Here is a 16,645-nt window from a genome sequence, read left to right on the forward strand (position 1 = left end):
CTCCCCCGCTAGCGGGAATCGAGTAAAATATCATATTTTTATTAAGTTTTCTCCATTTTTTTTGATGTTTTATATGTCTTTTCCGCAGATATTGTTAACTTTGCAACAAATTCAGTGGAAAAATGTATTTATTGAAACGATTTCAGGCCGCATTAATAATAATTTCAATCATTTCCTGTTTTTTTGCTTGTAGCGGAAACCAGGATGCAAAGTTGCAAGCAGTGGAAAATCTGCTTGACAATCGTAATAACGATTCTGCAAGTCTTGTCCTTAATCAAATAGACAATTACAATCTGAAAGGAGATGCTGAAAAATACAAGTACGCTTTGCTGCGTATCCGGCTTAATAATCAAGAAGGCGTGGTCCTTGAATCAGATTCTATTATCCGCCAATGTCTGAAATATTATGCTTCTCAGAATGACCATAAGAATTCTGCGGAATGCTATTACTATGAAGGCCAATACCACTACGATATGGGACATACCAAACAGGCTTTCTGGAATATGTATTATGCGGACAGAGAGGCAAAGTCTACGGATGATATCACTTTGAAACACAAGATTAAAGAGTGTTTATTGGACTGGAGTAACTCTGACGAAGAATATAAGCAAGCCATAGTTTACGGAAAGGAGAATTATAATCTTTCGCTCTTGTCAGGGAAGAAGGAATGGATAGCATATTCCTATGCGCTAATGGCCACGACATACTATGGACTTGGAAAGACCGACAGGGCTGACGAACTGCTGAACAAAAGCCTAATGTACATTAGCTCGATTCCTCGTAAGGAACAGTCGAATTTTTATGTATCTCTAGGATCGTCTCTAATCTACAAGTCGCCGAAAAAGGCGGAGGTATACTTTAACAAAGCACTAGCAGTTTACCCGCAGCCATCGGTATATTCAGGATTTTGCATTCTGGAGTTCCAGAGAGGTAATGTAGAAAAGGCAGAGGAATATTTCAAGAAGGCATTGCAGGCAAAGGATATGTCGACTATTGAATTTACATACCAAAACATGCAGAGCCTCTATGCTGCGAGTGGCGATTATAAAAAGGCTTATACGACACTGGTGAATTTAACCAGACTTCAGGAAAAGCAGTTCAAGGAAAAAAAAGATAACAATCTCCTAATTATTCAGAAGAACTTTGAAAATCAGATGAAGAATCAGGAGATTCGGGAGATGGCTACCAAGGGCATTTTCATCGTAATATTAGCCATCCTCGCGGTTGTCTCCATTTATTTCTGGCTACATTTCAAGAACGAGAAATGGATGAAGGACTCCCTTCAGACACAGCTGGTGCTAAATGTTTATAAGGAACGACTTGAAAAAATCAAGAAACTGAAGTCTTTGGATAAGAACGACAGTGATTCTGAGCAGGAGGCAAAGATCAAGAAAAAGATTTCGGAATTTCAGGACCTTCAGTCCAAGATTCTATACAAAGGAAAGGCTCTTTACCAAGATATCCTTGACGGAAAGAACACCCATACATGGAACAAGAAGGATTTCGAGCATTTCCTTGAATACTATAAGCTTATTGATCTGCCTTTCATCACGCATCTCCAGACGGATTATGACCATCTCTCCCCCCGGTATCAATTCTTTCTCGTACTGAAAGAGATGGGAAAGACAGACGAAGAGATACAGGGAATCTTGGCAGTCAGCAGTACGACGGTGCGAACTACGAAATCGAGGATAAAATCCAGTAAATTGGATTAGGTCTATACTTCATCTATCCATGCTTTGTGTTCAGAAATGTATACTCAGCTTGAGCATCGTCTATCGGTCGCCAGTTCTAATATCGGGAAGGCTATAGCCAAAGAAAGGCAAGAGCGTTGCGAAATAGAATCTGAAGGAGGCCTGCGGTTAACATCTGACACGGCAGAAAGAAACTTCATATAAGACATATGCCCGTGATGAAATTAAGTCTGCGGTACTGCACCACAATCATTCGATTTTCCCTCAGTTCTCATCATAGATAACACATAATTCTACATAAAAGCCCGTATCTTACAGTAAGCAATCAGTCTGCCCCGTATTTCTCAGTTGAACTTTTCTGACTATCTTTGCGCGACATTAAAATTTAATTCAACGCAAAGCGATATGGAAAACATGAACATTGAAGAGTTCCGCAAGATCTATGCCGATTGGCAGCAAAGCGGATAGAATGTAAGGGCTTATACCCGTTCCATTGGTATTAGGGAGGACAAGTTCTACTATTGGCAGAAGCGGCTCAAGGATATGGAGAAGGATAAGGTGGCCAAAAGTGGCTCCTTTATCAAGATACTCCCTTCCGATTGTCATTCTGGTAAAGGGCCAAACTCTGCCATGACAGCAAAGATACCGGCTCTGTGTGAGCTTGTATATCCCAATGGCGTAATGGTACGCATTACGAGTGACCTATCGCTTGAAGGTCTTCGTCAGTTGATAAACCTTAGCCGGTAAAGTCTATGTTCAGTCTCAATGATAATGACAGATATCATTTCTATCCTCATCCTACAGATATGCGCAAGAGTTTCTATGCGTTCAGCGGCATTGTAAAGAATTAGATGGGCCGTGATGTTCAAAGCGGTGACGTGTTTATCTTCGTCAATCGTTCTCTGACAAGCATGAAGATACTTCATCTAGAATATGGCAGTCTTGTCATCTACAACATGAAACTTGAGAATGGTTGCCTCCGTCTTCCTGATTTGGACATGGACAGTGACAAAATGGAAGTTGAGTCGTAATAGAGTGACCTGATGCTGATGGTCCAAGGGATTGATCCCAACAAAGCAAACAGAGCTCCACGCTGGGTCTCTGAAGGCAGGAAGACGAACGGAAAATGTCCTGAAAACAGATAGATAAAGTCTTGAAAATCTTAGATTTTCTCGATATTTTTGTTACTTTTGCATCATAGAAAACAAGATATAAATGCCAGAAAATCAGCCATCTCAAATAGCTCTCATACAGAAGCTTCTGGACGACCGTGACAAGCTTTACCAGCAAGTCAAGAAAGCTCAGGCGCAGGTGGCTGAGTTAACGGGCAAGGACGCATCTTACAAAGCTTACGAGGCCAGCATCGCTGCCAAGGATGCAGACCTTAAGGTTAAAGATGCAGAGATAAGCAAGCTCTGGGCTGTCATCGGCGAGAAAGACGAGAAGATACGGAACCTCATCTGCCAGTTGGAATACCTTAAAAGGAAACTTTGGGGCAAGATGAGCGAGAAACATAGCTTACCGAATGACCCTAGACAACTTGAAATTGACTTTGGTGAAGGAAAACTCACCAAAGAAGAGAAAAAGGCGGCTAAGGCCACCGCCCAGGAGGTAGAGGCAGACTGCGAAACTCATAAGGTGACAGTTCGTGCGCATGAGAAGGTTATGAGACAGTTGTGTTAGACAAACTACAAACAAACTACAAGCATGCACGTCTGGCATATCTTCTGCTTGTTAAGGAAGCCAAGAATAAAGGGAAGATGGTGCGTGACACTCTTGCAGTGATACTCAACCATTTACATAAAGAATTACGTAAGTTGATGGACTTGTTTGCTAGGAACGATTCCTATTACGATAGCCTGTACTTATATGAGAAGTGCACTCTTACTGCCATCATTAAGATGTGCCATCAGCAAGAGGAGATTTACAGGTCGAAGGTTCATACATTTGCAAATCGTATACTGAGCATCTTTCAGCCACACATCCAAGCTATTGTTCATGGTAAGGCTAAAGCGAAGACGGGATTCGGTGCGAAGATAGGTGCGAGCATAGTCGAAGGCTATACGTTCATAGACCACCACAGTTGGGATGCGTATAACGAGAGTTAGGACCTCTTACTGCAGATTCAACTTTTCAAAGAACGCTTCGGCTGCTTTCCGACTACCATCCTTGCGGATAAGATTTATTTGAACAGAGCGAACCGAGATATAATTGAGGACTTGGAGATCAAATCATACTGCAAACCATTGGGGCGACCACCGGAGACACCTCCTTCCGAGGAAATGAAATTCAAGATGGTCAAAGCGCCATGGAGAACGTAATGAAATCGAATGCTCATTCGTACTGGCAGGAGAATCAATCGGCCAATGACATAAGAGCCAAGCTTCCAGAGACAACACGATGCTGGACGGGAATGTGCTACTTCGTCAAGAACGTGATGAAATTCCTAAGGGACTTTTTCTTGTCCTAACCGAAATATGGCGGATTTTCATTGCCATCACCACTATGAGGAGCTTTGTCTACAACTCTCCGCCTTTGGAGAAATATTAACTCAGCAGACACTAAATAGAAGCATATGATAATCGTTTATTTCCAATTTGAACTATTCCATAAACTTTGTAAGGTGTTGATATATAGTGCGTTGCGGAAAACGGAACAGGTTGCTTGATTATGCAACAGCATGACCGCAAAATGGAACTGGCATTGGAACGCCAATTCTGATTAATCTATTGAAATATTCCCTACTTTTGCATTGTCAACGTACAGGAAACGGTAAGTTCCTATAGCGACTGCAAACGAGTCTCGCATGGTAGATTCATAATGTATTCTATCAGAGAGATAAGAAAATGAAGGACATTCGTTCGCTGTTGAACCAAACAACCTGAAGAGATGCTCCAATTGTTGATAAATGGTGTCTTGAGCGGTAAACTTGTTGACAAGCTGGATCAAAGTAGGAGAGAAGGCGCGTGTAACAGGCGGAGATATAGAGAACCTCGTTGCAAATGTGAAAAAGACTACTGATAGGACAAAGAACTTTGTTGTCAGACTGGACAACTTAGGATGTGCTAAGGTTAGTGTTTGTCATGAATTATCTATAATATAATATAATAAGGTATAATATAATACATTAAAATTATTGAGACATGAAACGTTTAGGTTTTATTTTATTGTTCATGCTGTCCTTGGGGGCGACAGATAGTTTTGCTGCAAGCAATAATAACCGTACAGCTAAAGTAACGGAGATCGTGAATCGATTGAATACTGTAGCCACTGCTGATGCTAACGAAGAAGCCATCTACGAGCTTGATCGTCTGGACAAGATCTACCAGAACGATTGGCTGATCAAGTATTACATCTCTTATTGTAAGTTTCGCAGAGGACTTCTCGATCCTGACAACGCAAAAAACTATTTTGGTCAGGCTCTCACCTATATGAGGAGTTTGGATACAAATCTTGTCAAGGCACACCCTGACCTAATGGCTTTACAGGCCCGTATCATGATCATGGAATTGGCGATAGACTCGTCCAAGGGTGAACAGTACGTTCCTTATATCGCCTATTTGTTGCAGACTTCTCTCGCTAAGGAACCAAAAAACTCCCGCGTAAACTTTGTAGAGGGAATGTTCTGCTATTTCATGCCATCATTCTGTGGCGGAGACAAGGCAAAGGGAAAGGAATTTTTTGCAAAAGCTTATGGATATTATAAAGATGAGCCGAAGGATGAGCTTCCACGATGGCGTAAGGAGTTATACGAGAGCATGATTAACGTAAAATAAAGCGATATGAAAGAGAAGATTATAGATGTGATTAGTCAGGCTATGCCCAACGCGGATATAGAAGCTAACTATCTTTATAACAGTGTAGACTCACTAGGTTTACTGATCATCGCTCAGGCATTGTCAAACGAGTTCAATATTGATATTGACTCAGATGATATAAATCCGAAGAATTTCCGAAACGTAGAGAATCTGGAAATATTAATTAAATCCAAAATGAACCAATCAGCATGAAGTCTTTGGAAGAATATATTGCTCTTTATGCACAGCAGACTCCGGATACGTTGGCAGTGGTTACCAATCAGAGTAGCTTGACATACAGCCAGCTTCAGAAGGTTATTGCGCACAAAAAAGAGGCATACGAAAAAAATGCAGGCCGGACGGTAGTACTCAAGGCAACGCAGGACATGGACTTTCTGTGTAACTACTTTGCTGCACACCTAGCCGGGGAGGGTGTAGCCCTTACAGCTGCAGATGCACCAGATTGTTTTGTTGAGGATCTTGAGGAGAAGATGGCTGGCGTCCGGCTGCCGGAAGGAGTCGCAGACCTACTTTTCACCTCCGGCACGACATGCAGCCCGAAATGTGTGATGCTATCCCATGAGGCGATAATAGCAGACGGTGAGAATCTGATTGAATCTCAAGGATTTAACAAGGAAATGACATACATTATTGCTGGGCCGATGAATCATTTCGGCTGCTTATCGAAACTCTATGCCACGCTCATGGTGGGAGCCACGGTACGCATACTTCCAGGAATGAAGAACATACATGCTTTTCTAGAGTCCATTAGACAAGCAGATCACAAGGTGGGCATCTTTTTGATACCGTCCAATATAAAGATTCTGCTCTCTGTCTGCGCGAAGTCTTTGGTAGAGCTGAAGCACAAGATAGAGTTAATCGAGACGGGTGGAGATTCTTGTTCTACGGAGTTGTTGTACAAACTGCAGGAGAAGTTACCCTATACTCGCCTATATAATACTTATGCATCGACGGAGGCCGGTGTCATGACGACATGCAAATATGATGAGCATTACGTAAGTGGTAATCTTGGAAAGGCATTGCCAAACTCACAGATCTCGATTTCTGAAGACGGACATATCGTTTGCAGTGGAAAGACAGTATTCAGCGGCTACCTAATCCTGGATGGCGACGTCAGCGTGGAGTTGCGCGGTGGTGAACCATATGTTAGTGGAGACCTTGGAGTCCTAGATGCGGAGGGAAATCTCTTCTTCCGGTCTCGGGACAATGACATCATCAAAACGGGGGGGTACAGCGTCTGCCCCCAGGAAGTGGAGACGGCTGCATTAGAGCTGCCAGAGGTCAAGGATTGTATCTGCATATCCCGGAAACATTCAATACTAGGTAATGCCCTCGAGCTTCTCGTGGTACCGGAAAGTAACGGAGATGTTGACGGGAAGAAGCTCTCCAGAGATCTCTTCAGCAAGTTGAACTGTAACTACAAAATTCCATTGTACTATAAGAAGGTTGACTCTCTGAAGTATAGCAGCGGTGGAAAAGTGAACAGAAAGTATTACCAAGCGTTCGCATAATCAGGATGATCTATGAGCAGAATAATATCTGATAACATTATATCTCCTCTGGGAAGTTCCTCAACAGAGAATTACCTACGTATTAAAAACGGGGAGTCAAGGATTGCTGAATATGTTGATCCCTACGGTGTTCCGGGCAAGTTTAGCCTTTCGAGGTTCTCACAGGAGCTGATAAAGACAGTTCCAAGACATCCCGGATATTCTCTCTTTGAGGATTTGATCATCATGTCGGTAAAATCGGCACTGGAGCATACTGATATTAATGCAGGAGCACCATCGACGTTGTTTGTCATCAGTTCAATCATGGGTAATGCGGGCATGATGGGGGGATACATTGAGACTTCAGATGGGAAAGTGGATGCAAAAGCCTATCATGACCAGTTAGGCTTATCAGAGAGTTCCCAGAGGATAACCAATGCATTTGGAAATCCAAACACTCCAGTCGTGATTTCCAACGCGTGTATCTCTGGTGTTAGTGCCCAGCTTCTCGCAGACCGGATACTGTCGATGGGTAGGTTCAAAAATGTGATTGTGACAGGCTGTGATATATTGTCGAAGTTCGTTCTGTCGGGATTCAATTCGTTGCGAGCAGTGTCACGTCATCCGTGCAGGCCATTTGATGAGTGTCGGACGGGAATTAACCTGGGAGAGGCTGCCGCAACGATGGTCCTCTCAGGTGACAGCGATGCCGAAATCGGCAGATACTGGCGACTGGTTGCAGGAGCACAGAGAAATGATTCCTTTCACATCTCTGCTCCGTCACCGAAGGCCGAAGGATGTTTCTCGGCAATCCGAAATGTGTTGAAAGACTATGATGTGAGCAAGATCGCTTGTATCAATGCACATGGCACAGCCACAATGTATAACGACGAGATGGAAGCCATGGCGCTTACGAGGATGGGGTTGCAGGATATTCCAGTATACTCGCTCAAGGGATATGTCGGTCATACGATGGGTGCATCCGGAATCATAGAGTCTATCATCTCCATGAAGGCAGTAGAGGACCATACTGTCATCGGTACCAGGGGCTTTGAAGCCTTAGGCGTGAGAAATCCAGTCCATATTGTGAAAAAAAACCAGTCAACGGACAAGCGGGCATTCCTAAAGATCATCTCGGGCTTTGGAGGAGTTAACGCTGCCGTGATTTACGAGAAGGAGGCAATAAGATGATAAAGATACTACATCATGTTCTAATAGACACGTATAACACGCAGGTAGACGAACATCTTGTTAGCGGAATGGGAACAGGAATAAAACAGATAAAGAATCTGATACGGAAATATCTGCCGGGATGTGACAATATCTATAAGATGAGCAGACTATCGCAGCTCGGCATCCTCGCCGTAGAGTTGCTGAATGATGCGGAGGCTCTTGCTCCATGTGGGGAAGAGAATCATGACCAGACGGAAGAAACGGGTGTCTGCTTGTTCAGTAGCAGCAGCTGCATAACAGCTGATATCGCCTATCAGAAGACGATTCAGGAAGAATTCTTCCCTGTCCCGGGATTATTCGTCTACACGGCTCCTAATGTCGTCGCAGGTGACATCTCTATCAAGAACAACTATTCGGGTGACACCTGCTTCTATATCCTCCCTGGTGAGGACATTGGGGTGATGAAGATGATCATAGAGGCGATCTATAACGGCTTTGAAGGAAACGTCATCGCCGGATGGCTGGATCACTACTCGGATGATAATTATAAGGCAAACATTTACAAGTTAAATTTAAAAAATGGAAACTGAAGCATTAAAATCACAGCTGAAGAGCGACATCGTTAGTTCGCTTAGTCTGATTAACTACAAGCCAGAGGAAATTGCAGACGATGAGACGATTGTTGGTGAGAACGGATTGGGTCTCGACTCCATTGATATTCTTGACCTTCTGACCATGGTAGAGAAGAAATACCATGTACAGGTGCAGAATACCAATGATGCGAAGAAGATTTTTTTAAACATCAATACGCTTACGGATTTCATCCAAAAGAATTCTCCTGATGCGTAGCGTATATATTACAGGGTTGGGTGTGGTGTCTGCCATAGGCAATAATGTCCAGGAGAATCTGCAGAGTCTACGTGAAGGCAGGTCTGGTGTTGCCATGCCAGTCTACTTCAAGACAACGGACGAATATCCAGTAGGAGAGGTAAAGATGAGCAATGAAGATCTCTCGTCAGATTTAGGCATAACTGGTACGGTTTATCCTCGAAATGCTCAACTGGGCATGAAGGCTACCAGAGAGGCGATTCAGAGTGCGCATCTCTCTAGGGAGAAGATGGCTTTTGTATCCGGAAGCTCGGTCGGAGGAAGGGATTTGCTGGAAGAGTACTTCCCTGATCATCTAACGAAGGAAATGATAGAAAAGAATGATAATGGAAGCATAACAGAGGAGATAGCAAGTTTCTTCAACTGCTTTGACTATATCTCTACCATCTCGACGGCCTGTAGTTCTTCGATCAACTCCATCATCGCCGGCTGCGAACTCATCAGAAATGGAGAAAGGGATATTGTTTTGGCAGGCGGATGCGAGAGTCTGGCACAATCTTCCTATAAGGGTTTCGGCTCTTTGAGAATACTAGACACCAAGGTATGTATGCCATTCGATGAGCAGCATGCTGGCCTGAACCTCGGAGAAGGCGCAGGATATGTTGTCTTAGAAAGCGAGGAGTCTGTAAGAAGACGTGGCGTTAGACTTCTTGCTGAGGTACGCGGATATGGCAATGCATGTGATGCTTTTCATAGCACGGCATCCTCTCCTGATGGAAGAGGCGCATACGCTTCGATGTCCACGGCCCTAGATATGGCTCATCTCCAGGCTGATGACATTCAATATATCAATGCGCACGGCACGGGCACTGTGAACAATGATCAAAGTGAGAGCGCAGCCATCACTCGGATATTTGGAGATCAGCTTCCTGCAGTATCTTCTACGAAGAGTCTCACCGGGCATACGACAAGTGCTTGCGGCGGCATAGAGACTGTCTTTTGTGTGCTTGCCCTAATGAACCAGTTCATTCCCGTGAGCAGGAGCTTCCAGAAAGCTGCCGATGGATGCGTCACCCCTGAGATGGAGACTGAAGCGGATCAAGGAATCGTGAACGTGATGAACAACGGCTTCGGCTTCGGAGGCAATGATTCAACAATAGTTATTTCGAAGATCCATGAAGAGAGTATATGTTAATTGTGTAGTAAAGGACGACGGATTAGAGCCTTACAGCACCTATCTGGACCCGATTAAGACTAGAAGACTTAGCCCAATGCTTCAGAGAGCATTGTTTACGAGTCTGAAATGTCTGAAGTGTGTAGGAGTTGAAAAGCCTGATGCAATCATCAATGGTACTTATTTTGGGAATATTGAGTCGCAGTTCTATATACTGAAGAGCGTAACGAATGTCTCTCAGAATCTGAATATGGCATCACATTTTATGTATTCAACGGACAGTGCTGTAGCGACAGCGATAGCAATATACTTGGGGGATACGGGGTATAATTCAACCTATAGCCAGAAGAATATCTCTTTTGAATTGGCTATCCAAGATGCAGTACAGAAGATCAGAAATGGTGTCATTGATAACGCGCTGGTATGTGCCAATGATTTTATACCAGATGAGATTCAAGACATGATGAAGCGGAAAGGTATAGTTGTAAAGGAAGAATGGAATCGATCCATCGCGGTGTTCCTCTCGGCAGACGACCGTCAGGCTTTGGAAGAGATAGAACGTGTTGAGATCGGATTCTCCGCAGAGGAAGGCTCCTGGGCGAGAATCAAAACTAGGAAAATTAACTTATAGCAGAATATCTATGGATACTACAATTGATATAGCATCAAAAGTGCAGATATTCACTTTGAAAGATGTAGATGGTGAAAAGCTGGTTGTATATAACAACAACTGCTATCATATCGGAGATATGCTGTTTGACTGCTTGGTGCAGCTGAAAAATGGCAATTCGTTCAAAGATATAGCATTGGCTTGCAAAAAGAAATATGGATACAAAAGTGATGATATCCTAGAAAATGTGTCACAGGCTGTGGATGCGATAGCTAATTCCTCCGTGAAGAACCAGGTATCCTTTGTGGACAGCATCTATCTAAAAATCAGACTGTTTAAGGAAAGCTTTATCGCAGAGGTAGCTGAGAGAATTAAGTTTCTCTTCAATAAGCGTATCATGGCTGGAGTTATTATAGCATTCATACTTTCTTCAGTACTGGTATGTTCGCGATATATGTCGTACCTAGATCAGACTCCGCACTTCGGCGTAGCGAAATGGGCTAATCTCATTGCAACGAACTACCTGTCACTTCTGTTCATCGCCTTCTTCCATGAATTCGGACATGCAACGGCAAGCTACAGGTGTGGGATACGGCCCAAAGAGATAGGATTCGGCATCTATATGGTATTCCCTGTGTTCTATACGGATGTTTCAAAGATATGGAACATATCGAAGAACAAGCGCCTGCTGGTAAATGTCGGAGGAATCTATTTTCAGATGGTACTGGCGTTACTGTTGACGGTTATGCTCTTCCTGTTCGAGAAACCTGAATATAGGTTCATGCTCATGTCTGTTATCGTAATGAACCTATTCGTGTTGACTTATTCTCTGTTCCCATTCTTCAGGAACGATGGATATTGGGTATACAGTGATTTCTTCAAGATAGATAATCTGTCATATAATTCCAAGCAGTTTCCAAAGGTATTCTTCGGTATTGTGACCAACAAGATGATGCCATGGAAGGAGAAGATGAAGATTCTAAAAGCTGATTTACCGCTGCTGCTGTATTCAATATTTGATTTCTCATTCTCGACAATGATGTATGCGGGCATTATCATGTTCACAGTGATCAACATAAGCGCAATCCTGCAGTTTGTGGAGTTCCGGGAATATATGGAGACGTCATTCGTCATTCGCGAGGTAATAACGTTGAGTCTTTCTATAGCCATCAATTGTTTCTTCCTATATAGAATCTTACGATATATACTTGTATCACTGAAAAATAAATTTCTGCTATGATATATACTGACAAAGATTTTGTGTTACTCTATGCGCATAATGTGCCTGTGAAAGGAGATGACGAAGGAGTGATATACGATTTGCAAAAAGGAAGACTTCTGCACATCCCGGCTGACATTGTTGATGTGTTCAACGATTCTAGGAAACTGAATATGGGACAGCTGAAGAAAAAATACGCACCTTCTGATGAATCCATCATGGACCAGTACATGGAGTACTTCATCGGACAAGACTGGGCCTTTGTCACAAATAATCCTGAGCGCTATCCGGCCCTAGATTTCTCTCATTGCCGCATTCCTAGCTTGGTTTACAATGCGATAGTCGATGTAGGACCGTGGACATCGAAGACGGTAGAACAACTCAGTGCCTGCAACTGTAAGTTCATGGATCTGATGCTTGACCAGATAGAAACAGTATCGTTGCTGCCTTCGATAGCAAAGACTATAGATACTTCTACAATTATTAAGTATAATCTCTATTGTAAGGTAGATATGGATCTGGAAAAAATGAAGCAGCTCCTCAAAAGCGTAAAGGGAATTAAGTTCAGTAAGATGCTGGTGTCTAAAAATAGCACGGCTGGACAGAAACTGTCTGTCGATGGTTTGCCATCAGACAAGATCGTGCTGGTCGATCAGGAGAAACCTATCGGCAAAAAATATGTCAGCTACCAGTATTTTGCAGAAGCGCTATACTACGATACCTATCGACATAAGAAAATTTACGTGGATCAACATGGATACATATATAATGTCCCGGGGGACAATCGAAAACTGGGTAACATCTCATCTGACAACCTCCGGAAGATCTGCAAAGGAAAGGAGTACCTGAATATCTCCAACAGGCCTAATCCTAAGAAGGACTCCTGCTTACGATATTCCTATTTTGCGTCTATTTAAAACTTTAAGACAATGATAAAAACATTAATATTTTCACTCATGATGCTGCTGACGGCATCAGTAACATCACAGGATATATCTAACAACTGCCGTATGGTCGTACATATAGAAAACATTCCTATCCTGACAAATAGAATCTATTTGGCTGTCTTCAAGAATGCTAAGGAATACGATGAAGATAAGCCGTACAGACTGGTCGTCTGCCCTGTCCATAAAAAAAGCATGAGCGTTCGGGTATCATTGCCGAAAGGAACATATTCCGTGAAGATTTTCCAGGATCTCAACAACAACAGGAAGGTCGATACCGTGTTTGGCATCCCTAGGGAGCCCTATGGACTGTCTAATAATATCAATGGCTTCCCGAATTGGAAAAAGACCAAGTTTTATGTAAATGGAACTAAAATTGTTAAAATTAAAATGAGATACAGACTATGAACAAGATGGATGCTTTCTTAGTAGCCAATAAAAGAAATTACTTTGATAGACTCTTTGACGTGAAGATGTCCGATGAGGATTTCATGAAAGCGTTATATTCTTTGAAGAACGAGAATCTATCTGCAATAGTTAAGGGTGCCAATTATTTTCCTATCATTGGTGAAGAAGGTGACTGCAGACATATAGAGTCGGGGAGTCTGTACATAAGTTATCATTACTCGATGTACCTTCTGTTGCCTATCCTCTTTTATAAGATGGGCATCCCATTGACTGTTTTTGCAGCCAATCAAGACGCCTTTCCTTCCTTAGAAGGCATTGAATATTATGGCTCCAATGATACGTTCGTATATCTGAAAATGAGGAATGATTTACAGGCTGGCAAGGCTGTTTTGATCTATGCTGATGCCTATACGGGAAATTCGAAGACATATATGCAGTCATCTTTTCTGAGGAAGACACTGAGGATTGAAAGTTCATTGATGAAGTTCGCCCAACGGGTCAAGAATAAGTATTTCATTATCTCCGAAGGTGTTATGTCCTGGAATTTAGTGGCCAATATTTACAGTTTTCCGAAGGATAATGATATTAAGGCTTGGTCTGATAAGTATGTGAGCATTCTGGAACAGCATGTAAGGAAACACCCCAAGCTATGGCTTCAATGGTCAATTATTGAACGGATGATTCCTAACGAGAACGATGTGAGCACGATGAAGAATAGGACACTGGCGTGGAAGCTGATAATCGGGCACTATAAGAAACGTAATTTCAACAGAAACCGCTACGTGGTATATGAAGAGGAGAAGATTAGCTACCTGCTGGATATGTTGACTTATCATACCTTTCAAATAAGTGAAACCATAAGGAAGTACCTTTCCAGTGGTAGGTATAGCATTGAGAATATGATGAGCATTCTTCCCCGTGAGGATATTAGATTTTTGATTTCAAACAGTGTAATGATTTAACTCATTCTGGTATGAGATATAGATTAAAACTTTGTATACTAGGTCTGCTGACAATGGTTTGTATGCCGTCTTTAGCAGGAGGTAGTAAAGATCAAAAGATGAACAACTGCCAGTTATACAGGATATATCTTAAGGACAAAAAATATTCGGAATACTCGATCAGCCGGCCGTCGCAATTTTTATCCAAGCGCGCGCTCGAACGGCGCCAAAGATATAACATTCACGTAGACAGTACGGATCTCCCTATCTCGAACTACTACAAGAGGTTGATTACGGAGAATGATGCGACTATTCTTCTTGAGAGCAAGTGGAATAACACGATTCTGGTCCGTGCACGTGCTGCTGAGATGTGTGGAAAGGTTAAGAATCTTCCTTTTGTTATGGATATACAGCCTGTATGTACCATGGGAGTTGAAGAGAGTGCGTCAAAGAGGGCCATCACGATGCCTTTTAACGGATTTGCTGTTCCTGCGGATAGATCCATTAGGGATGTAGTGAGTAAGGGACTTAATGGTGAGGCGCTGTATGGGTCGGGACTGGACGGAAGTGGAATACTGATATCTGTCATTGATGGTGGCTTCGCAAACATGAAAGACCTCTCGGCCTTCCAGCAAATGAAGATCGTAGGAACACGTAATTTTGTACCTTATGCTCCATCAGACATATACCTGGGTACAGATCATGGAACGAAGGCTGCCTCCATCCTTGCTGCTAACGTACCGGGAAAGTATTTAGGACTTGCACCAGGTGCAGAGTATTTGCTAATACGGACTGAAGATGCGGAGCGAGAAGTGCTGGCAGAGGAAGACTATTGGGCTGCTGGAGTAGAATATGCGGACTCTATGGGTACGGATTTGATAAGCAGTTCTCTCGGATATAACATGGTCAATGACTCACTCCAGGAGAATAGGTCGGAAGTGCTGGATGGCGAAAGTACATTGATCTCACATACGGCTTCTCTCCTGCAGAAGAAAGGCATCATACTTGTGGTAAGCGCTGGCAATAATGGCATGGACTCCTGGAAAATGATCAACGTACCTGCTGATGCCAAAGACATCATATCTGTGGGTGCTACAGATGGGAAAGGACGAAATGCACCTTTCAGCTCTATAGGCTTTACTTCGGATGGCAGAATCAAGCCAGATGTAACAGCTGTCGGATGTAATGTACCAATCATCAATGGTTTTGGTAAGATAACGACTGGAAACGGAACTTCATTTTCTGCTCCAATCATTGCTGGCCTGACAGCATGCTTATGGCAGCGGCATAGAGAACTGAATGCCGGACAGATTATCAGCATGGTTAAGCATTCCTGTGACCAGTGGAATAAGCCAGATAACATCAGAGGCTATGGAATCCCGGATTATAAGAAAGCATTATACGATAATATTTATTAAATATAAATAAAATTCATTAGTCATGATAAGTAGTTTCAAAAAAGGTTTTGAATTGATTAAACTGGAAGACCGTTGTGAGATTGTGAATACTCCGGTGGTCAGCTTAGTAAGTGACCAGATCACCGAGGATGTACAACTTCATGATAACCCTGGTATAGCTAGTATGTCTAGTCAATCTAGTGTAATATATAAATAACTTCAATTTTAATCATTTAATTATTAAAGCAATGAAAAAGAACTTGAAGAAAGACTTCGATGTGGTGAAGCTTGAGGATCGCTGTGAGATGGTGAACACTGCTATGCCCAGCTATTTGAGTGACATCGAGCTTGGCAAGGGTGAAGCCGCAGTCCAGGCCGTTGACGCACAGAGTATGGCTGCTCCTGGTGCAGCTCAGGTATATTAATTTCTCGTACCTGATAACAGTATCGTAAACATTAAAAACAATTGAGACAATGAAAAAGAACTTGAAGAAAGACTTCGATGTGGTGAAGCTTGAGGATCGCTGTGAGATGGTGAACACTGCTATGCCCAGCTATTTGAGTGACATCGAGCTTGGCAAGGGTGAAGCCGCAGTCCAGGCCGTTGACGCACAGAGTATGGCTGCTCCTGGTGCAGCTCAGGTATATTAATAGAGTTGCTAATAAAGGTTTCTCCTCCTATTGAGGAGGAGGACCTTATTTGATTTTCTTGTTTGTGTGATGTGTAGTATCCGGATTTCGATGGGCTACGCAAAAACTGAATTATGAAGATACGTATTTATTGTTTATTATTACTTCTGTTCGTCTTGTTCCAGACAGTTTGTTGCACAGACGACGATAAAAGGTAGTTGTAAAAGAGATTTCTACTTCACTCCCCATATCTGATGCTGTAGTACTTGTCAAGGATCATCCTTGGGGATAGCAGAACCAACGAAAAGGGAGAATACAC

18 protein-coding genes and 1 pseudogene are annotated in these 16,645 nt (G+C 42.8%); all 19 read left to right on the forward strand.

Annotated elements, in window-relative coordinates:
• The first annotated feature begins 221 nt into the window (after positions 1-221).
• The 19 genes and pseudogenes from PREMU_RS00165 (at position 222) to PREMU_RS15210 (ending at position 16,347) form a co-directional block, all read left to right on the forward strand.
• On the forward strand, positions 222-1,715 hold the full coding sequence (locus tag PREMU_RS00165) for a tetratricopeptide repeat protein (RefSeq protein WP_156803915.1): 1,494 nt from the start codon (positions 222-224) through the stop codon (positions 1,713-1,715).
• 462 nt (positions 1,716-2,177) lie between these two features.
• Positions 2,178-2,441: pseudogene (locus tag PREMU_RS14765) on the forward strand (IS66 family insertion sequence element accessory protein TnpA); the annotation flags it as partial.
• 104 nt (positions 2,442-2,545) lie between these two features.
• Positions 2,546-2,725: an IS66 family insertion sequence element accessory protein TnpB gene (gene tnpB, locus PREMU_RS15425; RefSeq protein ID WP_223918672.1), complete on the forward strand. Its 180-nt coding sequence runs from the start codon at positions 2,546-2,548 to the stop codon at positions 2,723-2,725.
• A gap of 184 nt (positions 2,726-2,909) precedes the next feature.
• Positions 2,910-3,377 (forward strand): IS66 family transposase, encoded by a 468-nt coding sequence (locus PREMU_RS14340; RefSeq protein WP_007572154.1) that lies wholly within the window; start codon positions 2,910-2,912, stop codon positions 3,375-3,377.
• 1,460 nt (positions 3,378-4,837) lie between these two features.
• Positions 4,838-5,470 (forward strand): hypothetical protein, encoded by a 633-nt coding sequence (locus tag PREMU_RS00185; protein WP_007572155.1) that lies wholly within the window; start codon positions 4,838-4,840, stop codon positions 5,468-5,470.
• A gap of 6 nt (positions 5,471-5,476) precedes the next feature.
• Positions 5,477-5,704 carry a phosphopantetheine-binding protein gene (locus PREMU_RS00190; protein WP_007572156.1) on the forward strand — a complete coding sequence of 76 codons (228 nt, stop codon included), beginning with the start codon at positions 5,477-5,479 and terminating at the stop codon, positions 5,702-5,704.
• Positions 5,701-7,023: a class I adenylate-forming enzyme family protein gene (locus PREMU_RS00195; RefSeq protein WP_007572157.1), complete on the forward strand. Its 1,323-nt coding sequence runs from the start codon at positions 5,701-5,703 to the stop codon at positions 7,021-7,023. Before PREMU_RS00190 ends, PREMU_RS00195 begins: the two co-directional genes overlap by 4 nt.
• A 12-nt stretch (positions 7,024-7,035) precedes the next feature.
• On the forward strand, positions 7,036-8,193 hold the full coding sequence (locus PREMU_RS00200) for a beta-ketoacyl synthase N-terminal-like domain-containing protein (protein WP_007572158.1): 1,158 nt from the start codon (positions 7,036-7,038) through the stop codon (positions 8,191-8,193).
• Complete coding sequence (locus tag PREMU_RS00205; RefSeq protein ID WP_007572159.1) at positions 8,190-8,765, forward strand: hypothetical protein; 576 nt, start codon at positions 8,190-8,192, stop codon at positions 8,763-8,765. Before PREMU_RS00200 ends, PREMU_RS00205 begins: the two co-directional genes overlap by 4 nt.
• Positions 8,755-9,024 carry a phosphopantetheine-binding protein gene (locus PREMU_RS00210; protein WP_007572160.1) on the forward strand — a complete coding sequence of 90 codons (270 nt, stop codon included), beginning with the start codon at positions 8,755-8,757 and terminating at the stop codon, positions 9,022-9,024. Before PREMU_RS00205 ends, PREMU_RS00210 begins: the two co-directional genes overlap by 11 nt.
• A complete protein-coding gene (locus PREMU_RS00215; protein WP_007572161.1) occupies positions 9,017-10,198 on the forward strand; it encodes a beta-ketoacyl-[acyl-carrier-protein] synthase family protein in 1,182 nt (393 codons plus the stop codon). The genes PREMU_RS00210 and PREMU_RS00215 overlap by 8 nt, the downstream gene beginning before the upstream one ends.
• A 76-nt stretch (positions 10,199-10,274) precedes the next feature.
• Positions 10,275-10,808: a 3-oxoacyl-ACP synthase gene (locus PREMU_RS00220; protein ID WP_156803917.1), complete on the forward strand. Its 534-nt coding sequence runs from the start codon at positions 10,275-10,277 to the stop codon at positions 10,806-10,808.
• A 10-nt stretch (positions 10,809-10,818) separates the two neighbouring features.
• Positions 10,819-12,027, forward strand: coding sequence for a site-2 protease family protein (locus PREMU_RS13985; protein WP_007572164.1), 1,209 nt, complete (start codon positions 10,819-10,821; stop codon positions 12,025-12,027).
• Complete coding sequence (locus PREMU_RS00230; protein WP_007572166.1) at positions 12,024-12,923, forward strand: hypothetical protein; 900 nt, start codon at positions 12,024-12,026, stop codon at positions 12,921-12,923. The genes PREMU_RS13985 and PREMU_RS00230 overlap by 4 nt, the downstream gene beginning before the upstream one ends.
• A 12-nt stretch (positions 12,924-12,935) precedes the next feature.
• Complete coding sequence (locus PREMU_RS13990; RefSeq protein WP_050796315.1) at positions 12,936-13,358, forward strand: DUF2141 domain-containing protein; 423 nt, start codon at positions 12,936-12,938, stop codon at positions 13,356-13,358.
• A complete protein-coding gene (locus PREMU_RS00240; RefSeq protein ID WP_007572170.1) occupies positions 13,355-14,320 on the forward strand; it encodes a hypothetical protein in 966 nt (321 codons plus the stop codon). Before PREMU_RS13990 ends, PREMU_RS00240 begins: the two co-directional genes overlap by 4 nt.
• A 98-nt stretch (positions 14,321-14,418) precedes the next feature.
• Entirely contained in the window at positions 14,419-15,717 is a 1,299-nt protein-coding gene (locus tag PREMU_RS00245; RefSeq protein WP_217179789.1) for a S8 family serine peptidase, read from the forward strand.
• Positions 15,718-15,944: 227 nt separating this feature from the next.
• Positions 15,945-16,121, forward strand: coding sequence for a hypothetical protein (locus PREMU_RS15205; RefSeq protein WP_007572111.1), 177 nt, complete (start codon positions 15,945-15,947; stop codon positions 16,119-16,121).
• A 49-nt stretch (positions 16,122-16,170) separates the two neighbouring features.
• On the forward strand, positions 16,171-16,347 hold the full coding sequence (locus tag PREMU_RS15210; RefSeq protein WP_007572111.1) for a hypothetical protein: 177 nt from the start codon (positions 16,171-16,173) through the stop codon (positions 16,345-16,347).
• Positions 16,348-16,645 lie beyond the last annotated feature (298 nt).

Origin of the sequence: Hallella multisaccharivorax DSM 17128 (assembly GCF_000218235.1) — a bacterium.
GTDB lineage: Bacteria > Bacteroidota > Bacteroidia > Bacteroidales > Bacteroidaceae > Prevotella > Prevotella multisaccharivorax.